This window comes from Catenuloplanes niger (assembly GCF_031458255.1).
Classification (GTDB): Bacteria; Actinomycetota; Actinomycetes; order Mycobacteriales; family Micromonosporaceae; genus Catenuloplanes; species Catenuloplanes niger.
The window spans coordinates 7,850,655-7,871,077 of the sequence record NZ_JAVDYC010000001.1; the positions used below are offsets into that span (position 1 = coordinate 7,850,655).

The following is a 20,423-nucleotide window of genomic DNA, read 5'->3' on the forward strand; positions in this document are numbered from 1 at the left end:
CCTCGAACAGGGAGAACGCATGTTACGCAGATCCGCGGTGGTCCTGGTGGCGGCGCTCGCCGCCGTGCTCGGCGCGGTGTCGCCCGCGTCCGCCGGCGGCCCCCGGCACGTGCGCGGCACCGAGACGATCCCGGTGTACGACTACGCGACCGCGATTCGCGAGACCGTGTGGGTGGAGTCGCCGCTCGACTCCGACGGCGACGGGACCCGGGACCGGATCGCGGCCGACATCGTCCGTCCACGTGAGGCACGGACCCGGATTCCCGTGGTGATGGAGGCGTCGCCCTACTACGCCTGCTGCGGCCGCGGCAACGAGTCCGAGCTGAAGGAGTACGCGGCGGACGGCACGGTCTCGCTGATGCCGCTCTACTACGACAACTACTTCGTACCCCGCGGTTACGCGTTCGTCGGCGTCGACCTGTCCGGCACCGCGCGCTCCACCGGCTGCGACGACGTCGGCGGCCCGGCCGAGGTGGCCGGCGCGAAGGCCGTGATCGACTGGCTGAACGGCCGCGGTACGGCGTTCGACGCGGCCGGTGCGCGGGTCACCGCGTCCTGGACCACCGGCAAGGTCGGCATGATCGGCAAGTCCTGGGACGGTTCCGTGGCGAACGGTGTCGCCGCGACCGGCGTGCGCGGCCTGGAGACGATCGTCCCGATCGGCGCGATCTCCAGCTGGTACGACTACCAGCGCTACCACGGCATCCTGCGCACCCGGGAGTACGTGCGCTACCTGCACTCCTATGTGAACGGCCGGCCGGCCGAGGCCTGCGCGGACGAGCTGGCCGCGATGCGGGCGGCCAGCGGCGAGACCACCGGTGACTTCACCGCCTACTGGTCGGAGCGCGACTACCGCACCGCCGCCCGCACCGTGCGGGCCAGCGTGTTCGTCGTGCACGGCGTCAACGACAAGAACGTCGCGACCGGCCAGTTCGGGCTGTGGTGGGACGCGCTGGCGAAGCACGGTGTCGAGCGCAAGCTGTGGCTGTTCCAGGCCGGCCACGAGGACCCGTTCGACGTGCGCCGGGCCGAGTGGGTGCGCACGCTGCACCGCTGGTTCGACCACGAGCTCCAGGGCCTGCGCAACGGCATCGACCGGGAGCCGCGCGCCACGCTGGAGACCGCACCCGGCGTGTGGCAGGACGAGCGCGACTGGCCGGCCCGCGGCGTCCGGGAGCGCGCGCTGCCGCTCGGCGACGGCACGCTCGGCGCCGGCGCCAAGGGACGCGGCGTGACGAAGACGTTCACGGACGAGTCGCTGCGGGAGGACGCGCTGGTGGCGAACCCGTCCACGGTCGTGCCGGGCCGGCTGGCGTTCCTGTCGGCGCCGCTGACCGCGCCGCTGCGGATCTCCGGTGAGCCGTCCGTGACGCTGCGGATCCAGGTGGACAAGCCGACCACGGCGCTGTCCGCGCGGCTCGTCGACTACGGCACCGCCACCCGCGTCGACCACTTCCGTTCCGAGGGCGTGGTCAACCTGGCCACCGAGTCCTGCTGGGGTGCGGCGTCCGCGACCGACGACGCCTGCTATCTGGACACGGCGGAGGTGACGGTGACCGCGGACCACGCGGTGCTGACCCGCGGCTGGGCGGACGCGGCGCATCACCGGTCGCTGCGCTTCACCACGCCGCTGGAGCCGGGCCGGTGGTACGACGTGACCGTGCCGCTGAACACCTATGACGTGACGGTCGCGGCCGGGCACGTGCTCGGCCTGGTGATCGGCCAGTCCGACCCGCAGTTCACGGTGACCGACGACCGGAACGCCACGGTCACGGTCGACGTCGGCCGCAGCACGCTCACGCTGCCCGCCACCGGCGCCACCGTCACGGCACCCACGGCGCCGCAGACGATCGCCACCACCGGGCTCCCGGGCGCGGCCGAGCGGCGCGCCGCCGAGAACGTCCCGGTGGTGCCGCGGGGCTGATCCGGCACCGACCGCGCCGCCGGGCGCGGCGGCCGTCCACGCGACGGTCACCGCGCCCGGCGGACCGGGCCGTGGCCCCTACCGGGCCGCGGTGTCCGCTCTCGACCGGCCGGGCGAACGGGGTCAGGCCGTGATCACCGAGTGCGCCTCGGTGGGGTCCGGTGCCTCCCACTTGCCGACCAGGCGGTCGATGACCGCCGCGGGGACCGGGGCCGGCCGGCCGGCGTTCCGGCGGTGCACCACGTCGCGCGGTGCCTCCAGCGCGACGATCTCGATCCGGGCGTGGTAGGCGGCGCCGAGACCGATGCACAGGTCGCGCTGCTGGCGGGAGACGTTGGTGGCGTTCCAGACGAAGTCGCGCCGGGCGCGCAGGTGCACGCGGGCCTCCTCGTGCGCGGCCGCGGCCACCGCGCGCTGGCCGTCCGACGGGGACACGCCGAGCCGGGCGCGGATCGCGTCCAGGCCGACCACCGGCCGGTCCCGCGCGTGCGCGGTCACCCAGGTGTCCTTGCCGACGCCGGGCAGCCCGGACAGGACGGTCATGGTGAGGCGCGTGTCGTCGTGGGCGGCGTATCGCGGGTCACGGCCGGGCGTGCGGAAGTAGGCGAACCGCGCGTGGTCGGACGCGAACGGCCACGGCGTGTCCAGCACGCCGAGGTCCGCGCAGTACTCGCGGAACAGCGCGATGTTCTCCAGCACCTGGTCCAGGTCGCCGCAGATCCGGCCGGTGATGTCCGCGGTGGCCAGCATCGCCAGGTCGCGGTTGCGCGTCACCAGGCCGGCCCGCAGCACGATCTGCTCCAGGTCCGGCCGTTCCAGCGCCCAGAACGGCACCTGGTGGTGCCGGACCAGCGCGGCCACGTGCTCCCGCCAGTCCCGTGGCGCGCCCAGCTCCCACAGGATCCGGCGCGCGGCCAGGTCGCCGCGCCGGGAGTGACCGTGCGCGGTGATCCGCCCGTCGTCGGAGCGCCGGGTGCAGTCCGGCTTGGCCACGTCGTGCAGCAGCACGGCCGCGAACAGCCGCACCCGTTCGTCCGCCGGCAGCGCCCGCCACTCCGGCTGCGCGGCCAGCGCGGTCACGGCCAGGAACGTGTGGGTGAGCACGTCGCCCTCGCCGTGGTGCACCGGGTCCTGCGGCACGCCCTCGAGGCGCCGGATCCAGTCGAACTCCGCGACGATCCGCGGCCACGGCACCGTCCACGCCGGACCGGCCGGGCACAGCGTGGCGAACACCGTCCAGTCAGACCGCATGCATCACCGCCGGGTCGGCGAGCCGGTTCGCCACGATGGGCCGGTCCGCCCAGTGCGAGCCGGAGTCCAGCACGGCCTGCGCGAATCCGGCCCGCACCCACTTGTAGCGGGCGGCCACCCGGCCGTCCCGCTCGTCCTTGACGTAGAGGCCCTCCATGTCGTCGCCGGGGTCGGTCTCGGCCAGCACCCGGCCGGCGTCGACACCGGCCTCGGCGGCGGCCGCGCGCAGCGAGTCGCGCCAGGCGGGGGTCCGTACCGTGGAGGGTCCGATCAGGCCGGTCAGCGCGGCCGGCGAGGGGAACGTGCCGGACCGGAGCACCGGCACGCTGACCACCGGCGTCCCGGCCAGCATCGCGTGCCGGGACGGGGTGTCCAGGAACGCGCCGGTGGCCCGGTCCAGGACGTCGAACTCGCAGAACCAGTGCGGGAGCGCGTCGTAGAAGACGGTGTGCTTTGGCGTAGAGCCACTCGCCGTACAGCACGAACCGGTCGGTCAGGATCGGCCACAGCACCGGCGCGACCGTGGCCGCCCAGGACTTCAGCGGCGCGAACTGGCGCTCGCGCGGGCCGCCGGTCAGGTAGTGCCCGCGTGACTGCAACCGGAGCGACCCGTCCGCGGTGAAGCTGATCGCCGCGTTCGCACCGTCGAGTTTCTCCTCGACGACCAGGTGCCGCCCGCGCAGCGCCGCGAACGGCGTCTGCGACAGGTCCTCGTCGCCCGGCTGGAGGCGCGAGCCCACCAGGTGCGGGGTGCGGGGGTACTTGACCATCACGGTGGTATGTGTACAGGTCGGTACCGTCGCCGGGCCACGGATTTACGGGCCGGATGGGATTCCCATTTGTGCAGATCCCTGGTATTGCTCGTACGAAAGTCCGATACCTGACTGTCGGATCATCCAGGTACCAGTAGAACTCAGGGGTGCCGATGTACGTCTGGGTGGCCCTGGTGCTCGCCCTCGCCTCATGTGCCTTCATGGTCATCTCACTGGTGACCCTGCGGGCCGTGCGACGCGAGCGCGCGCTGCTGGCGGCGGCCCGGGCCGTGGCCGCCACGACCGAGACCCCGGAGTACGCGGGCGCCGGCCTGCTCGCCGACGAGAACGTGGCCGCCGGTGCCATGCTCGGCACGATCCTCGAGGCCGACGTGACCGCGCTGAACGCGCGGCTCAGCGCGGCCCGGACCGGCGTGGTCGACCTCGGCGTCAAGGCCGAGCTGGACCGGGTCGCGGACAAGCTGCGCGAGGCCACCACGGAGGCGCACCTGTGGCGCACCGTGCCGGAAGGCCGCGAGCACCTGCGCGCCGCGACCGGCGCGCTCGCCTCGGCCGGGCGGCACCTGGTGCGCGCGGCCGCGCTCGGCAGCGGCCGCCCGGCGCCGGTGGACGCGCCGCCGTGCCTGTGCGATCCCGCGCACGGGCCCGCCGCGGCCGAGGTGACGTGGGCGCCGTCCGGCGGCGTGCCGCGCCGGATCCCGGTGTGCGAGGCCGACTACACCCGCATCTCGGCGGGCCGGTCCGCGGCCGTCCGGTCCGTGATCGGGCCCGGCGGCCAGCAGCCCTACTACGACCTTCCCGGGTACGGCGACTGGCTGCTGGGCTACTTCGCCGGCTACGACCCGTACCTGGTGGCCCGGTTGCTGGACGGCACGGCGCTCGGCCGTCAGCTCCCCGGCCGGATCGCCGGCGGCGCGCACCGCCGGTCCGCCGGTGGCTCCAGCGGCGAGTTCGGCACCGTCCACTTCGCCTGAGGCCGCGGCGGCCCGAGGTGCCGCCCGTCGCCGACAGCGCGGCGAGGCGCCGACCTTGGAGCGCTGACCTGCGGAAACGCCGCTTCGGCGAATTGCTGTTCGCCGTAGCTGGTCTCATCCTGGTCAGGAAGACCGAGGCTAAGGAGCGGGGCCCGTGGGCGTGCGGCAGATCAAGGCGGCGGAGACCGAGGCGGCGTTGAAGGCGGCGGCGCGGCAGCTCTTCGCGGAGCAGGGATACCTGAACACGAAGATCACCGACATCACGACCACGGCCGGGCGGGCCACCGGGTCGTTCTACGACCACTTCGCCAGCAAGGAGGAGCTGCTCCAGGCGCTGGTCGCGGACATGAACGCGCACGCGGACGCGACGATCGCGGAGGAGGCGCACCCGGAGGAGCACGACCTGACCGACCGGGCGCAGCTGCGCGCGCACATCGGCACCGCCTGGATCGTGCTCCGCGACCACCTGCCGGTGGCGGTGGCGCTGATGCAGTCCGCGATGACCGACAACCTGGCGGCCGGCCGCGGCTGGCGGACGCTGCTGGAGGACACCGACCTGCTGCGCGCCCACCTGGAGGCGCTGGCCGAGAAGGGCCACCCGCTGCCCGGCTCGCCGGAGATGGTCGCGGCCGCGATGGGCGCGATGCTGTCGATGTTCGGCTACGCGCTGCTCACCGCCGGCGAGTTCGCGCCGAAGGCCACCGAGGAGGAGATCGTCGACATGCTCACCGGCCTGCTGCTCTACGGCCTCACCGGCCCGCGCGGTGCGGACGGCGAGGACGGCGAGGAGAGCGCGGAGACCGAGGCGGGCGAGGCGATCGAGGAGACCGAGGGGAGCGCCGGGAGCGCCGAACTCGCGGACCGGAAGGAACCCGTCGCGGTCGGCTAAGTTCCGGACGATCGCAGCCGATCGAGAGGAATGTGCTGCGCCGAGCGATGTGGCCGGTCCTGCTGCCCGTGCTGGCCTACCTGGGCGGCCTGGCCGGCATGCTCACGGTCGCCCTGACCGACGTGCCGGCCGGGCCGGTGGTCACCGGCACGTTCCTCGGCATGCAGGCGGTCGGCATCGTGCTCACCGCGTGGGCCGCGCTGGACCGGCACGTGGACCGCGGCCGGCGAAGACCCTGGTTGCTGATCCTGCTGTCCTGGCTGCTCTGGCTGTCCGCCGGTGTCGGCCTGGCGGCCGCGGTCACCGGCGGGTCGCGCGCGGCCGGCGTGCTGTGGTGGGGCACGGTGGCCGGCACGATCGCGCAGGGCCCGGCGCTGTTCGCCGCGGTGCTGCTCTTCCCGGCGCGGCCGATGACCGGGCGGGAACGGCTGAAGTTCGCGCTGGACATGGCCACGGTGGCCGGCGGCGGCTTCATGCTCACCTGGTACTTCATCATCGGCCCGGCGCTGAGCCGGCCGGTGCGCCTGGACGCCTGGACCTCGGCCACGCTGATCTTCCCGCTGGAGGATCTGCTCGTGGTGTTCGGCGTCTGCGCGGTGCTGCTGCGCGGTGCGGTGCGCAGCCTGCGGCATCCGCTGGCCACGCTGCTCGCCGGGCTCACGGTCTATCTCGCGTGCGATGTCTACATGTCGTACCTGACGGTGCGCAACGGCGTGCACCCGTACCAGAACGAGCATCAGCAGCTCGGGTTGGGCGGGTGGATGCTGACCGGCATGTTCCTGATGGCGCTCGCGGCCGGACAGCAGATCCGGGCCGGGCTCCTCGGCCGGGACGCCGGTCCGGCCCGGTGGCCGCGTGGCGTACCCGGCTCCGCTCAGCTGCCCTTCCTCGCGCTCGGCATGGGCTACGGCCTGCTGGTGGCCGCGCTGCGGCACGGCGATCTGTTCCCCTGGGCCGGGCTGGTGCTCGGCGTGATCGTGATGACCGGCGCGGTCGCGCTGCGGCAGTGGTCGTCGCTGCGCGAGAACCAGCGCCTGGCGACCACGGACAGCCTGACCGGGCTGGCCAACCGGGTCCGGCTGCGCGACGCGCTGGACGAGGCCGTGGACGCCGGCGACGCGGCCGTGCTGCTCTGCGACCTGGACGGCTTCAAGCAGATCAACGACGGGTACGGTCACGAGACCGGCGACCAGGTGCTGATCGAGCTGGCCGGCGTGCTGCGGCGGTCGCTGCGCAGGGCGGACCTGGCGGCCCGGCTGGGCGGCGACGAGTTCGCCGTGGTCCTCTCCGGGATCACCGCGCCGGAGGAGGCCGTGATGGTCGCGGAGCGCATCCTGGCGAGCGCGCGGGAGGTGCGGATCGGCGACGCGGTGCAGGGCATCCGGATGAGCGTCGGCATCGCGCTGACCGAACCCGGCCTGGTCCCGGCCGAGGTGCTGGCACACGCCGACTCCGCGATGTACGCGGCGAAGCGCCGCCACTCGCACGGCTGGGAGCTGTACGCGCAGACCGCGGAGGACCTGGCCGAGGGCCTGCTCGCGGACGAGCTGACGAACGCGATCCGCGGCGGCCGGATGGCCGTGGTCTACCAGCCGATCGTGAACCTCGCGGACGGCCGGATGGTCGGCGCGGAGGCGCTGGTCCGGTGGCCGGGCCGGAACGTCTTCCCGGACGTGTTCGTGCCGCTGGCCGAGAAGACCGGGCTGATCGGTGAGCTCGGCATGTTCGTGCTGCGCGAGGCGGCCACGCACGCGGCGGCGTGGCGGGCCACGATGCCGGAGTTCTACGTGACCGTGAACCTCAGCGCGCACCAGTTGCGCGAGCCGGGGCTGGCCGAGCGCGTGGTCGCGGAGCTGGACCGGGCCGGGCTGCCGCCGCGTCACCTGGTGCTGGAGCTGACCGAGAGCGCGCTGGTCACCGAGCGCACCGACATCTCGGTGCTGGAACTGTTGCGCGCGCACGGGATCCGGATCGCGATCGACGACTTCGGCACCGGCTACTCGTCGCTGCGCTACCTGACCCGGCTGCCGGTCGACGTGCTGAAGCTGGACCGCAGCTTCGTCGGCGAGCTGAACGGCGAGCCGGCGGGGTCCGCGGTGACCGAGGCGGTGATCCGGTTGAGCCAGATCCTGCGGCTGAGCCTGGTCGCGGAGGGGGTGGAGACCGAGGCGCAGGTCCGCGAGCTGCTGCTGCTCGGCTGTGTCACCGGTCAGGGCTACCACTTCGCGCGCCCGCTGGAGCCGGCCGCGATGGACCGCGTGGTCAGCGGCGGGCAGCGGGTGCCCTCATGACCGGGGCGTCCCGGTGTCGCCGGAACGCCCCGATCATGGTGCGGGTGTGCCTACTTGACGTCGACCAGGTCGACGACGAAGATCAGCGTCTCGTTCGGGGCGATCAGACCGCCGCCCGCGCCCTGCGCGCCGTAACCGAGGTGCGGCGGGATGACCAGCCGGCGCCGGCCGCCGACCTTCATGCCCACGACACCGCGGTCCCAGCCGCCGATGACCCGGCCGCCACCGACCGGGAACGAGAACGTGTCGCCCCGGTCCCACGACGCGTCGAACTGCCGGCCGTTGGAGTGGGCGATGCCGACGTAGTGCACGACGGCGTGCCGGCCGGGCGTGACCTCTTCGCCGTCGCCGACGGTGATGTCCTCGACGATCAGGTCCGCCGGCGGCGGTCCGTCGTGCGGGGCGACCTGCGGCTTGCTCATGGAACGGCTCCGTTCGCGTTACGAATGCTTACCGGCCCCAACCTAGCCCGACCGCGCGGGGGACAGCACCTCGGCGTGCAGGGTGGACATCAACTCGGGGATCTCGTCACCCGGACGGTAGGCGAACCGGATACGCACGGTGTCGCCCGCGGTGACCGTGGTCGCCGCCGGCAGCGGCACGACCAGGTAGTTCATCAGCCACTCCACCGGTGACGGCTCCTCGGTGAGCAGATTTTTCGTGATCATCCGCACCGCGTTGAGGACGCCGTCCCGGGCGACGGTGAACCGCACGTCGGCCGCGCAGATCGACGGCAGTGAGCCGGCGCCGTAGAAGAAGCTCTGGAAGATCGTGGGCGCGGCCAGCTCCACGGTCCGCGGCTGCGCGGCCGACGGATCCTGGAACAGCGGCGCCGCCACGGTGTACCCGTAGAACGTGAAGTCCTGGGACACCGGCTGCACGGCCTGGATGGTGGCGCACGGCAGGAACACCGGCGGCGGACCGGCGTAGGAGTCCAGGAACGCGCCGATCACCTCGACCTGCCGCTCGCGCAGCAACCCCACGTGCAGCATCTCGCAGACGACCACGTCCACCACCGGCGGCGGCGTGAACGCGCGCGCGTCCGCGTGCACCACCGTCACGTCGTCCCCGTGCGCCGCCAGCGCCCGCGACGCCGCCTGGTAGACGCTCAGCTCGCGCTCCACCGCGATCACCGACGCCGCACCGGCCCGGACCGCGAAGTGGGCCAGCACCCCGGTCCCGGCGCCCAGCTCCAGCACGCGCATGCCCGGCCCGACCACGCGCCCGATGGCGGTCCGGAACGCGCCCATCCGCCGGTCGTCGAGCAGCATCTGCGCGTGGTACTGCAGCGGGATCACATCGGCCGGACTCCCCTTATGGTGCATAAGGGAGAAATTACAGCAGGTCAGCCTCGGTGAGCAGCTGCGACAGCCCGGCGCCGTCCGGCGCGCCGAGCCACTTGCGGCCGAACCGGGCGGACACCACCGACGTGTCCGACTCCGGCAGCGACGGCAGCGTGCCGGCCAGCACCGCCTGCGCGGGAGAGAGCCGCCGGATCGCGACCGCGGCCACGTTGTCCGGGTGCTTCGACGCGAACTCCGCGTAGATCTCCTGGTCGTGCTGACCGTCGTCGCCGATCAGCAGCCAGCGCACGCGCGGGAACTCCTGGGACAGCCGCTCCAGCGTCAGCCGCTTGTGCTCCGGGCCGCTGCGGAACCAGCGGTCCTTGGTCGGCCCCCAGTCGGTGAGCAGCAGCGGCCCGACCGGGTAGAGGTGCCGGCGGAGGAACCGGTTGAGCGCGGGCGCCACGTTCCACGCGCCGGTGGACAGGTAGAACACCGGCGCGCCCGGGTGCGCGGTGCGCAGCCGCTCGTAGAGCACGGCCATGCCGGGCACGGACGCGCGGGCGTGCTCGTCCAGCACGAACGTGTTCCACGCGGCCAGCATCGGCCGGGGCAGCGCGGTCACCATGACCGTGTCGTCGATGTCGGAGACGATGCCGAACGTGACGGCCGGGTCGATGATCTGCACCGGCGCCTCGACCGGCTCGCCGTCGCCGCTCTGGATCGTGACGGTCTGCCAGCCGGGTTGCAGGCTCGCCGGGACCACCGCGTCCACGAAGCCGCCGCGGTCGCCGACCGCCTCGTGCCGCACCCCGCCGGCCGTGATCGTCACCGGCGCGTTCATCTGGCTCACCGTGGCGAAGCTGCGCCAGCCGCGCACGCTCTTCGGCTTCGAGGAGGAGGCGCGCCGGGCCAGCCAGCCGGTCTTCGGTGCCGGACGGCTGAGCAGCACGCGCGCCATCACCCGCACCCACTCGGTCGTGCCGTAACCCGCATACGCGATGATGCTCGGCTCCCAGCCGCGCTTCACCAGCCGCCGCTCGACGACCTCGTGCACCGCGTCCTCGAGCCGGGCGGCGCGATGCAGGCGGGGTCCGGTTTCTCCCACGGGGATAAGCGCCACCGTCACACCTTGCCACACCACGATCGGTCCGGCCACGCATGGTCCGATCTTGCGGGCCGGGATTCAACCACCAAGATCAAATTCCCGCGAGGGTACGGCGCACCCGCGCGACGGCCCGGCGGAGATCACCCGACGGCCGTCCGGGACCGGGCGATCACCACGTCGCCGCCGAGCCGGCCGTGCTCCGGATCGCGGGTCACGGCCGCGGAGTCCAGCAGCCCGTGGAGCGCGCGGACCGTGTCCGCCGGGCGGTAGACCGTACCGGTCATGGTGAAGTGCTTCAGCTCCGTCACCGTGCGCGGGCCCTGCGCGGCCAGGTGGTCCAGCAGCTCGCGACGCAGCGGTGCCGGGTTCGGTGTGAGCGAGATGTCCAGCAGCCGCCGGTCCGGGTCGTGCGGGTCACGCAGCCGGACCCCGGCGTACTCGTCCACCGCCCACAGCTCGTTCTTGAACGCCTCGAGGCTCTTCGCCGACGGCGTGCCCAGGCAGACCAGCACCGCCCGCCCGGCGTCGTCCACCAGCTCCACGGCCGCGTCCAGACCGAACCCGGCGTCCCGCAGGTCGCGCCCGTCCGCCGAGACGGTCAGCAGCTCGCCCGGCTTGCCGGCCCGGACCGCGCGCAGCGTCGCGTCGTCCGCGTCGCCGTCCAGCGCGACCAGCAGCGGCGCGCCCGCGGCCCGCGCCGCCGTCAGCCCGGCCGGCAGCAGCGCCGCGTCCGGGAGCGTGTGGACGGTGAGCGCGGCCGGGGTCCGCAGCTCCGCCTGCACCGCCGCCAGCCGCTCCCGGACCGCGTCCGCGTCCGGCGCCGCCACGATCATGGTCAGCTGCCGGCCGCGCAGCCGGTCCGCGAACTCCGCGAACACGCGCAGCGCCGCCTCCGCCGCGGGCACGCTCGACGGTGCGCGCGACACCAGCGCGAAGGTGGCCCGCCGCGCGCCGTGCAGCGCGCCCGGCGCCCACGTGTCGAGGTAGCGGACGAGCAGCTCGCGGGTCACATCGGTGAGGGACACCCGCTCATTCAACCGGATGCGCCGATCTCCGCCGCCCGCACCACCCGGCCCCGGCCCGCCTCCTTGGCCGCGTAGAGCGCCCGGTCCGCGCGGCGCAGCAGCTCGTCCGGCGGTTCCGTGCCGTCCCAGAGCGCCAGTCCGGCGGAGAACGACTGGAGGTCCGGCGTGGCGATCCGCAGCCGGTCCAGCAGCCGGGCCGCGTCGTCCTCGGTGCGGCCCGGCATCAGCAGCACGAACTCCTCGCCGCCGTAGCGCGCCAGGGTGTCACCGTCCCGCAGCAGCAGGCTCCAGGACATCCCGGCCCCGGCCAGCAGGTCGTCGCCGGCCTGGTGCCCGCGCGTGTCGTTGTAGTGCTTGAAGTGGTCCAGGTCGAGGATCGCCACCGGGAGCGGGCGGTGACCGGCCCGGGTCGCGGCCATGTCCCGGACCAGCTGGGCGTCGAGCGTGCGCCGGTTCGGCAGCCCGGTCAGCGAGTCCGTGCGCGCCAGCTCGTCGAGGAGGCGGGCCTGGTCCGCGAGCTGTCCGGCCTGCTCCTCCAGCCGCCGGACCATGCCCGCCATCCGCGTCACCACCAGCACGAAGAGCGCGGCGGAGGTGAGCGCGACCGCCCACGTGCTCGGTTCCAGCCCGGCGACCAACTGCACGATCAGGATGCCGGGGGAGAGCAGCACCGCGCCGGTGAGCGCGGCCAGCCGGAGGCGGGTGAGCACCTGTGGACGGGGCGCCGGGTCGCCGATCGTGCCGGCCGACGGCAGCAGCGCGCCCACGCCCCAGAGCAGGTAGGAGGCGAGGAACGCCATCGTGCCCAGCGTGGTGTCCTCCGCGAACGTGAACGTCACGTCCGCGATCAGCAGCGTCAGCACGGCCGCGGTGACCAGCCGGAACGAGGGGTTGCGGGCGCCGGAGACGACCAGCAGCCGGACCACGCCGCCGAGCAGCAGCACGTCGCCGAGCGGGTAGCCGAGCGCGATCAGCGTGCCGAGCGTGGAGTCGCCGCTCTGCAGCGCCGGCGCGATCAGCAGCACCCAGTACGGCAGCGCCAGCCCGGCCACCAGCATCGTGCTGTCCAGCCGGGCGAGGTGGTCGTCCGCGGTGCGGTGCCGCCGGGAGAGCAGCAGCAGGGCCGCGGTCAGCAGCGGGTACTCGGCCAGGTAGAAGCCGTCCGCGGGGGACGGGAACGGGTCGATGAACGCGATGTTCTCGTAGTAGATCCAGAGCAGGTCACCGACGACGGCGCAGGCCTGGCCGGCCGCGAACAGCGCCCACGGCCAGGAGCGCCAGTGCCGGGCCGCGACCGCGTTCGCGGCGACGCTGAGCGCGCCGACACCGACGTAGAGCGCGTTGCGCTCGAGACCGGCGGGCAGCAGGAACCACACGCCGATCAACAGGGGACCGCCGACCAGCAGGAGCCGGCGGAACTGGGTGATCACGGCCTACCATCGGCCCCGGGTGCGCCGCCGTGAGCGGCTGTGAGCGGTTACTCACGCGTAGTCAACATCCAGCCGGTCGAAGCCGTGCGCACGGAACCGGTCCATCGGGCCGCGCAGCGCCCGCCCGCAGTTGACCATGGTGAGCGACCGCAGCCGGGGCGCGCCGAGCAGCGCGGTCACGTTCGTCAGGCGCTTGCTGCTGAGCACGGTCAGCTCCCGCAGCCCCGGCATCGCGGCGATCTCGGCGCAGTCGAGCTCCGTGTGCACGCCGTTGAGCCGCAGCGTGGTCACCGTCTCCAGCGTCCGCAGCCGGCCGGCCGGGAAGCCGCGCCGCACCCCACCGAGCGCGAGCGCCTCGATCGGCGCCGGGATCGGCGGCAGGTCGGCGAGCCGGATCAGTTCCAGGTGCCGCAGCTCGGCCAGGCCCGCGATCAGCGTGTCCACGCCCGGCCGCAACTGCGTGGACAGGAAGCGCAGGCCCGGCGCGGCCGAGACGAGCGCGGGCAGCGCCGGCGGCTCCAGGTGCAGCAGGCCCCGCGCGCCGTCCGGCAGCGCGACCGGCGCGTGGGTTCCCCGGCCGCCCGCGCGGGTGGTGGGCGTGGCCGGGCCGGGGGTGATCACGAGCATCGGCGGCGTGACCACGGTCAGCGCGGCGGCCAGCAGCGGCGCCGGCACGGCCAGCGTGCGGAGGTGCGGCAGCGCGCCCAGGTAGGGCGGCGGCACGCCGTTGCGCAGCTGCGCGTCGCTCGGGCGCAGGTCCAGCCGCGCGATGCCGGCCAGCACGGCCGGGTCCGGCGGGGTGGCCCACGGGACGCGGATCTCGCCGTCCGCGGTGTCGGCCACGCCGGGATTCCCGGCTACGTGCGTCTCCGGGAGAGCCACCACCCAGCGGTGGCGGCTCTCCGCGAAGAGGTCGGGGACCGCCGGACCGACCTCGTGGTCGCGGCGCTCCGCGAGCGGGGCGTCAGGCACCCGTCCGGACCAGCCCGGCGCCCTCGCCCTCCTCCTCGATCTCGTCCGTCTCGGCCAGCCCGGCCCGCTCCTGCAGCCGGCGCAGCGGCCCCGGCGCCCACCAGGCGGCGTCACCCATCAGCCGGATCACGGCCGGGACCAGCAGCATGCGGACCACGGTCGCGTCCAGCACCAGCGCCAGGATCATGCCGACGCCGATGAACCGCATCATGGTCAGCGAGGAGAGCGCGAACGCGCCGGTCACCACGACCAGCAGGATCGCGGCCGCGCTGATCACCCGGCCGGTGCGGACGATGCCGGTGACCACCGCGTCGGCCGTGGACGCGCCCCTGGTGCGCGCCTCCACCATCCGGGACAGCAGGAACACCTCGTAGTCGGTGGAGAGGCCGAACACCACCGCGGCCATCAGCACCACGATGCCGATCTCCAGCGGTGCCGGGGTCACGTCGAGCAGGCCGGCGCCGTGCCCCTCCTGGAACACGAAGACCAGCACGCCGAACGTGGCGGTGAGGCTGAGCGCGCTCATCACCACCGCCTTGACCGGCAGCAGCATCGAACCGAACGCCAGGAACATCAGCACCAGCGTGGCGCCGGCCAGCAGCAGCACCATCCGCGGCAGCTGCGCGTAGGTCGCGTCGATGCTGTCCACGTTCCGCGCGGTGAAGCCGCCGACCAGCACCTCCGCGCCGGCCGGTGCGTCCAGCGCGCGGATCCGCTCGACCGCGTCGGTGGACGCCGTGCCGAGCGCGTCCTCGGACTCCAGCGCCGCGGTGATCTCGGTGACGCCGTTCTGCGAACCGCTGACCGTGGCCTCGCCGATGCCGGGCACGTTCGCCACCTCGGCCGCGAACGGCTGCGCGGCCGCCGCGTCCGCGCCGCGGAGCACGACCTGGACGCCGGTGCCGCTCATCGCCGGGAACTCCGCCTTCAGCTCCGCGAGGGCCTCGCGGGCCGGGTCGCCGGACGGCAGCACGCGCTCGTCGATCTCGCCGAACCGCACATCCTTGATCGGGACGGCCAGGAAGACCAGCAGCGCCAGGATCGGCAGCGCGACCAGCACCGGCCGCTTCATCACGAACCGGGCCAGGCGCTCCCATCCCGTACCGACGACCGGCTTCTCACCCTCGATCTGCTTCTTGCGGCGCGGCAGCGCGAGCTTGTCCACGCGCGGGCCGAGCAGGCCGAGCATGGCCGGCAGCAGCGTGAGCGAGGTGAACGCGGCCAGCGCCACCGCGGACATGCCGCCGTAGGACAGCGACTTGAGGAAGCCCTGCGGGAACAGCATCAGGCCGGCCAGCGCGATGATCAGCAGCGTGGCGGAGAACGCGACGGTCCGGCCGGCGGTGGCCACCGTGTTCCGCACCGCGGCGGCGGTGCTGCGCCCGGCGGCCAGCTCCTCCCGGAACCGGCCCACCATGAACAGGCCGTAGTCGATCGCCATGCCCAGGCCGAGCAGGCTGGCCACGTTCACCGCGAACGAGTTGACCTCGGTGGTCAGCGCGATCACGTGCAGCACGCCGAGCGCGCCGAGCACGGCCAGGCCGCCGACCAGCACCGGCAGCGCGGCCGCGACCAGCGAACCGAAGATCAGGACCAGCAGCACGAGTACGACCGGGAGCGACACGCCCTCGGCCAGCGTCAGGTCCGACTTGGAACGCTCGGACGTGGAGTGCTGGAGCGCGGCCGCGCCGCCGACCTTCGTCTCGACGCCGTCGACCGTGAAGTCGTCCTTGATCTCGCGGTAGTTCTCCAGCTTCTCGGTCTCGTCCGCGCCGGCCAGCGTGACCAGCGCGATCGCGCTGCGCTTGTCGGGCGTGACGAACTGCGCGGCCTGCGCGGCGGCCTGGGCGGCCCGCGCGGCGGCCTGCGGGTCGGCCGGCTGCTGGCCCTGCGGCTGCCCGGCGGCGGCCTGCGCGGCGGCCGCGAGCTGCCAGTAGGAGGTGGCGGACTCGACCCGGTCGGCCGGCAGGGCCGCCAGATCCGCGGTGATCGCTCGGGCCGCGGCCGGGTCGTCGACGTTCCCGCCGTCCGGCGTGTAGATGACGATCACGTCGCCGCCCTGCGCGCCGAGCGCCTCCTCGGCGACCTCGGCGGCCTGCGCCGACTCGCTGCCGGGATCGATGTAGCCGCCCTCGGAGAGCTGACCGAAGACGCCGAGGCCCCACACGCCGGAGGCGATGGAGGCGGCCACGACCACGATCACCGTGGTCCAGCGCAGGCGGTGCATGAGTGAACCCCATGACGCGAACATCGAGTTCGTACCCTCCGGTGCCGTTGTTTTTCGGGAAGCTCCAAAAAGTAAACACGTTTCACGCCCGGTCGCACGGGCCGGGGGTTGCTTACCCGCTTTTCCCGAATCGACCCGCGAACCGCCTCCCGCGCGTTAGCGTTGCTTTGTCGTGTTTTTCGTAAAATCTCATGACCCGTTGTGCGCACGGGAGGTGGTAGGCCCGTGGTGTCCCGGCCTCGATCGGCACCGGTGCCGGACCCGGAGGTGGCCGCGCTGGCCGACCTGCCCGTGCTCTCCGACATGTCCGTGCTCTCCGCGGACCTCGTGCGCGCCGACGAGATCGCCGAGGCGATCGGGCTGCGCCGGGTGCTGGAGACCACCACCGAGGCGTTCGTCTCGATGGACTCCGACGGCCGCATCCGCGCCTGGAACCCGGCCGCGGAACGCCTGCTCGGCTGGCACGCGGCCGAGGTGATCGGCCGGGTGCTGGCCGACACGATCATCCCGGAGCCGCTGCGCGACGCGCACGCCGGCGGCATGCGGCGGTACATGGCCACCGGCGAGGCCCGGGTCGCCGGGGAACGGCTCGCACTGCCCGCGCTGCACCGTGATGGCCACGTGGTCACGGTCGAGGTGGTCATCTGGCCGAACCAGGTCGAGGGCGTCTGGTGGTTCCACGCGTTCCTGCACGACATCAGCGACCGGGTCGCGGCCGAGGAACGGCTGCGCCGCGAACGGATGTTCCTCGCCACGGTGCTGGACAGCCTCTCCGACGGCGTCGTCGCCTGCGACGCGGACGCGGTGATCACCACGGTCAACCCGGCGGCCCGGCAGCTGCACGCGCAGGTCGCGCCCACCGTACCGATGGAGCAGCTCTTCGCCCGGCTCGGCCCGTGCCACCCGGACGGCCGGCCGATGTCCTACGACGAGCTGCCGCTGATCCGCGCGCTGCGCGGCGAGGTCGTGGTGGACGCGGAGGTGGTGGTCGGCGACCAGCGCCTGGTCTGCGCCGCCCGGCAGTTGCGCGACGCGACCGGTGCGGTCTCCGGTGCGGTCGTCGCGGCCCGGGACGTCACCGCGGAACGCGCGGCCGAGTCGCACAACGCGCTGCTGGCCGCGCGGCTGCGGCAGACGATCGCGGTGCAGCGCGAGGTGATCGAGGCGGCCGCGGACCGCACCGCGACGCTGCGGCTGGTCGCGGACCGGGCACTGGAGATGTTCCCGCAGGCGGACGGCGCCGCCGTGGAGATGCTCGACGGTGACGAGATGGTCTACACCGCGGTCTCCGGCTCGATGACGCCGTTCGCCGGACTGCGGCTGTCCGTCCACACGTCGCTGAGCGGGCACGCGGTCCGCGAGGCGGCCACCATGCGCTGCGACGACCCGGCCGACGACGAGCGGGTGGACCGGGACGCGTGCCGGCGCATCGGGATCGGCTCGATGCTGATCACCCCGCTGCTCTCCGAGGACCACGTGATCGGCGTGCTGAAGTTGACCAGCTCCCGGACCGGCGCGTTCGACGAGGGCGACACCCAGCACCTGGAACTGCTCGGGCACAGCCTGAGCGGCGGGCTGCGGCACGCCGACGACTACGCGGAGATCAACCGGCTGCTGGCCGAGCGCACCGCCGCGCTGTCCGAGGTGGAGGCCGCGAACGCGCTGAAGCTCGACCTGATCGGCATGCTCGGCCACGAGATCGCCACGCCGCTGATGTCCATCCTGGCGACCGTGGAGATGGCCGACGAGCCCTCCGTGGAGCTGCAGCTGATCGGGCGGCAGGCGACCCGGCTGGACACGCTGGTCCGCGAGGTGCTGACCCAGGTGGCGCTGGACGCCGGGCGGCTGCACGCGGACCGCGAACCGGTCCCGCTCGCCGCCGCGATCGCGGCCGCGACCGACCTGGCCGCGGCCGGCGCGGTGCCGGTGCACGGCGACGCGTCCGTCTCCGTCCTCGTCAACCGGGGCCACCTGCAGCAGATGCTGGTCAATTATCTGACCAACGCGGCCAAGTACGGCGGCGGCGCGGTCGCGGTCGAGGTCACCCGTACGGCTGAAAACACGGTCCGGGTCGGGGTCCGCGACGCCGGGGACGGCGTGCCGGAAGGGTTCCGGGACCAGCTCTTCTCGCAATTCAGCCGGGCCCGCCGGACCGCGGCCAGCAAGCCCGGAACCGGGCTCGGGCTCTACATCGTCCGAGGTCTCGCGCGTGCGAACGGGGGCGATGCCGGATATCTCCCGGGCGCACCGCATGGGTCGATCTTCTATCTCGACCTGGAAACGGCGTGATGTCCCGATCGTCCCGGTCGTGGCGGGTTGCCACCGGCGCTTTGCCAGACTGACGCCGTGCGAACCCGGCCAGCGACCGTCGACGATGCCTCCGTGCTCGCGGACGTGCACGTGCGCACCTGGCAGGCCACCTACCGCGGGTTCGTCCCCGACTCGTACCTGGGCGCGCTCGACCCGGTGCGCTGGCGCCCGTTCTGGCAGGACCGGCTGCGGGAGCCGGAGGGCCGGGCCGGCGTGCTGGTGCTGCTGCCGGCGGACGGCGAACGGCCGGTCGGCTTCGTCAGCTTCGGCCCGTCGCGGGACCCGGCGGACGGGCCCGGCACCGGCGAGGCCGTCGGCGAGATCTTCGCGATCTACGTGCTGCCCGCGTACCAGGGTGGCGGCGGAGGACGGTTGCTGATCACCGAGGCGCTGCGGGCGCTCGCCGCGGACGGCTGCCACCGCGCGACGCTGTGGGTGCTGGACGGCAACACCGCCGCCCGCCGCTTCTACGAACGCGGCGGCTGGCGACCGGACGGGCACACCAAACGCGACGACTCCCGCGGGTTCCCGCTCGACGAGGTCCGGTACGCCCGCGGTCTTCCGTGACCGCCCGGTGGCCCGGGCGGTCACGGGTGAGGACGGAACCGGTCAGAGATCCCACTGGGCGCGGAGCGCGCCGAAGACGTCGTGGAACTCGGGGAACGTCTTCTTCACGCACGCCGGGTCGTCGAGCGTGATGTGCGGGACGCGCAGCGAGGTCACCGAGAAGCTCATCGCGATGCGGTGGTCGCGCCGGGTGCCGATCCGGGCCGGGACCGGGACGCCGGGCTGGATCTCGATCCAGTCCTCGCCGGTCTCGACCAGGATGCCGAGGCGGCGCAGGTTGTCCGCGCACGCGTCGAGGCGGTCGCACTCCTTGACCCGGGTGTTGTAGACGTCCTCGATCCGGACCGGGCCGTCCGCGAACGGCGCGATGGCCGCGAGCGTCGGCATCGTGTCGGAGATGTCGCGCATGTTGGTGGTGATGCCGGTCAGCCGGCCGGTGCCGCGGACCGTGGTCGCGTCCGCGCCGATCGTCACCTCCGCGCCCATCCGGCCCAGCACCTCGACGAAGCCGAGGTCGCCCTGGAGCGCGCCGGCGCCGAGACCGGGCACGGTCACCTCCTGGCCGGTGATCGCGGCGGCGGCGAAGAAGTAGCTGGCGGTGGACGCGTCCGGCTCGATCGGGTACGACGTGGCCCGGTAACCGCCCGGCGGCACCCGCAGCGTGTTGCCGTCGCGGGCCACGGTCACGCCGAAGCGGCGCATCATGGCGAGCGTGATCTCCACGTAGGGCGCGCTGACCAGGCCGGTCACCGTGATGTTCAGACCCTCCCGGGTCAGCGGGCCGGCCAGCAGCATCGCGGTCAGGAACTGCGACGACAGGCTCGCGTCCAGCTCCAGGTCACCGCCCTTGACGCCGTCCGCGACCACGGTCAGCGGCAGGTGACCCTCCCGCTCGGTGTGCCGGACGTCGACGCCGAGCGCGCGGAGCGCGGCGGTCAGCGGCGCGACCGGGCGGCGGCGCATCTGCTCCGAGGCGTCGAACCGGAACGTGCCGTGCCCGGCCGCGACCAGGCCGGGCAGGAACCGGGCGGCGGTGGCCGCGTCCCGGCAGTAGACGTCGGCGTCGTCGACGGCCGGTCCCTCGGGACGGCCGGTGATCGTCCAGTCCGCGGTGCCGCGGTCGACCCGGTAACCGAGCGCGGCCAGACCGTCCGCGAACGCCTCCGTGTCGTCGGAGAGCAACGGGCGGCCGAGCACCGTGGTGCCGTCCGCGGCGGCCGCCAGGAACAGCGCCCGCGCGGTGATCGACTTCGATCCCGGAATCGCCACCACAGACACCCGAATTACCCCCTGCGCTCGCGTGGATTCGCTGCCACAGATCGTAACGGGCCACGCGCCGCCGGCTGACGGACTCCGTGCCCGTCCCGTCCGTCGGGAGCGGAAACGGGTACGGCCCGGA

At 73.6% G+C, this 20,423-nt stretch carries 16 protein-coding genes and 1 pseudogene; 6 read left to right on the plus strand and 11 right to left on the minus strand.

The window, feature by feature from the left end; genetic code table 11:
* Positions 1 to 19 precede the first annotated feature (19 nt).
* Positions 20 to 1,924, plus strand: a complete 1,905-nt coding sequence (locus tag J2S44_RS34440) for a Xaa-Pro dipeptidyl-peptidase (protein ID WP_310422722.1) — start codon at positions 20 to 22, stop codon at positions 1,922 to 1,924.
* Between the two features lie 123 nt (positions 1,925 to 2,047).
* On the opposite strand, the gene J2S44_RS34445 is transcribed toward J2S44_RS34440, so the two are convergent.
* From J2S44_RS34445 to J2S44_RS34455, 3 genes and pseudogenes are all read right to left on the minus strand, one after another.
* Entirely contained in the window at positions 2,048 to 3,175 is a 1,128-nt protein-coding gene (locus J2S44_RS34445) for an AAA family ATPase (RefSeq protein ID WP_310422725.1), read from the minus strand.
* Entirely contained in the window at positions 3,165 to 3,575 is a 411-nt protein-coding gene (locus tag J2S44_RS34450; protein WP_310430066.1) for a hypothetical protein, read from the minus strand. Before J2S44_RS34450 ends, J2S44_RS34445 begins: the two co-directional genes overlap by 11 nt.
* Before the next feature lie 109 nt (positions 3,576 to 3,684).
* A pseudogene (locus J2S44_RS34455) lies at positions 3,685 to 3,945 on the minus strand (RNA ligase family protein); the annotation flags it as partial.
* A gap of 155 nt (positions 3,946 to 4,100) precedes the next feature.
* On the opposite strand from J2S44_RS34455, the gene J2S44_RS34460 reads away from it, so the two are divergent.
* The 3 genes from J2S44_RS34460 to J2S44_RS34470 all read left to right on the plus strand — a co-directional run bounded on the left by J2S44_RS34460 (position 4,101) and on the right by J2S44_RS34470 (position 8,102).
* A complete protein-coding gene (locus J2S44_RS34460; protein ID WP_310422728.1) occupies positions 4,101 to 4,922 on the plus strand; it encodes a hypothetical protein in 822 nt (273 codons plus the stop codon).
* A gap of 154 nt (positions 4,923 to 5,076) precedes the next feature.
* A complete protein-coding gene (locus J2S44_RS34465) occupies positions 5,077 to 5,811 on the plus strand; it encodes a TetR/AcrR family transcriptional regulator (protein ID WP_310422731.1) in 735 nt (244 codons plus the stop codon).
* A 32-nt stretch (positions 5,812 to 5,843) separates the two neighbouring features.
* Positions 5,844 to 8,102, plus strand: a complete 2,259-nt coding sequence (locus J2S44_RS34470) for a putative bifunctional diguanylate cyclase/phosphodiesterase (protein WP_310422734.1) — start codon at positions 5,844 to 5,846, stop codon at positions 8,100 to 8,102.
* 50 nt (positions 8,103 to 8,152) lie between these two features.
* Here J2S44_RS34470 and J2S44_RS34475 read toward each other — a convergent pair whose 3' ends face one another.
* The 7 genes from J2S44_RS34475 to J2S44_RS34505 form a co-directional block, all read right to left on the minus strand.
* Positions 8,153 to 8,524: an FKBP-type peptidyl-prolyl cis-trans isomerase gene (locus J2S44_RS34475; protein WP_310422736.1), complete on the minus strand. Its 372-nt coding sequence runs from the start codon at positions 8,522 to 8,524 to the stop codon at positions 8,153 to 8,155.
* Positions 8,525 to 8,566: 42 nt separating this feature from the next.
* Entirely contained in the window at positions 8,567 to 9,400 is an 834-nt protein-coding gene (locus J2S44_RS34480) for a methyltransferase domain-containing protein (RefSeq protein ID WP_310422739.1), read from the minus strand.
* A 37-nt stretch (positions 9,401 to 9,437) separates the two neighbouring features.
* Complete coding sequence (locus J2S44_RS34485) at positions 9,438 to 10,508, minus strand: App1 family protein phosphatidate phosphatase (RefSeq protein ID WP_310422742.1); 1,071 nt, start codon at positions 10,506 to 10,508, stop codon at positions 9,438 to 9,440.
* Between the two features lie 125 nt (positions 10,509 to 10,633).
* The gene (locus tag J2S44_RS34490) at positions 10,634 to 11,518 is read right to left on the minus strand and encodes a hypothetical protein (RefSeq protein WP_310422745.1); all 885 of its coding nucleotides are present in this window, start codon (positions 11,516 to 11,518) and stop codon (positions 10,634 to 10,636) included.
* A gap of 8 nt (positions 11,519 to 11,526) precedes the next feature.
* A complete protein-coding gene (locus J2S44_RS34495; protein WP_310422748.1) occupies positions 11,527 to 12,948 on the minus strand; it encodes a GGDEF domain-containing protein in 1,422 nt (473 codons plus the stop codon).
* A 51-nt stretch (positions 12,949 to 12,999) separates the two neighbouring features.
* The gene (locus J2S44_RS34500) at positions 13,000 to 13,920 is read right to left on the minus strand and encodes a leucine-rich repeat domain-containing protein (RefSeq protein ID WP_310422751.1); all 921 of its coding nucleotides are present in this window, start codon (positions 13,918 to 13,920) and stop codon (positions 13,000 to 13,002) included.
* Positions 13,913 to 16,147 carry an MMPL family transporter gene (locus tag J2S44_RS34505; RefSeq protein WP_310422754.1) on the minus strand — a complete coding sequence of 745 codons (2,235 nt, stop codon included), beginning with the start codon at positions 16,145 to 16,147 and terminating at the stop codon, positions 13,913 to 13,915. Before J2S44_RS34505 ends, J2S44_RS34500 begins: the two co-directional genes overlap by 8 nt.
* Before the next feature lie 228 nt (positions 16,148 to 16,375).
* Between J2S44_RS34505 and J2S44_RS34510 the strand changes: the two genes are divergently transcribed.
* Together J2S44_RS34510 and J2S44_RS34515 are read left to right on the plus strand one after the other, a co-directional pair.
* Complete coding sequence (locus tag J2S44_RS34510) at positions 16,376 to 18,436, plus strand: sensor histidine kinase (RefSeq protein ID WP_310422755.1); 2,061 nt, start codon at positions 16,376 to 16,378, stop codon at positions 18,434 to 18,436.
* A 57-nt stretch (positions 18,437 to 18,493) separates the two neighbouring features.
* Positions 18,494 to 19,024 (plus strand): GNAT family N-acetyltransferase, encoded by a 531-nt coding sequence (locus J2S44_RS34515; protein ID WP_310422758.1) that lies wholly within the window; start codon positions 18,494 to 18,496, stop codon positions 19,022 to 19,024.
* Between the two features lie 42 nt (positions 19,025 to 19,066).
* On the opposite strand, the gene aroA is transcribed toward J2S44_RS34515, so the two are convergent.
* The gene (gene aroA / locus J2S44_RS34520) at positions 19,067 to 20,293 is read right to left on the minus strand and encodes a 3-phosphoshikimate 1-carboxyvinyltransferase (protein ID WP_310422763.1); all 1,227 of its coding nucleotides are present in this window, start codon (positions 20,291 to 20,293) and stop codon (positions 19,067 to 19,069) included.
* Positions 20,294 to 20,423: the final 130 nt, after the last annotated feature.

Excerpts from the sequence above, each read along its gene's own strand:
- J2S44_RS34440 (WP_310422722.1), top strand. The coding sequence starts at position 20 with ATGTTACGCAGATCCGCGGTGGTCCTGGTGGCGGCGCTCGCCGCCGTG.
- J2S44_RS34460 (WP_310422728.1), top strand. The coding sequence starts at position 4,101 with ATGTACGTCTGGGTGGCCCTGGTGCTCGCCCTCGCCTCATGTGCCTTC.
- J2S44_RS34445 (WP_310422725.1), bottom strand. The coding sequence starts at position 3,175 with ATGCGGTCTGACTGGACGGTGTTCGCCACGCTGTGCCCGGCCGGTCCG.
- J2S44_RS34505 (WP_310422754.1), bottom strand. The coding sequence starts at position 16,147 with ATGCACCGCCTGCGCTGGACCACGGTGATCGTGGTCGTGGCCGCCTCC.
- J2S44_RS34475 (WP_310422736.1), bottom strand. The coding sequence starts at position 8,524 with ATGAGCAAGCCGCAGGTCGCCCCGCACGACGGACCGCCGCCGGCGGAC.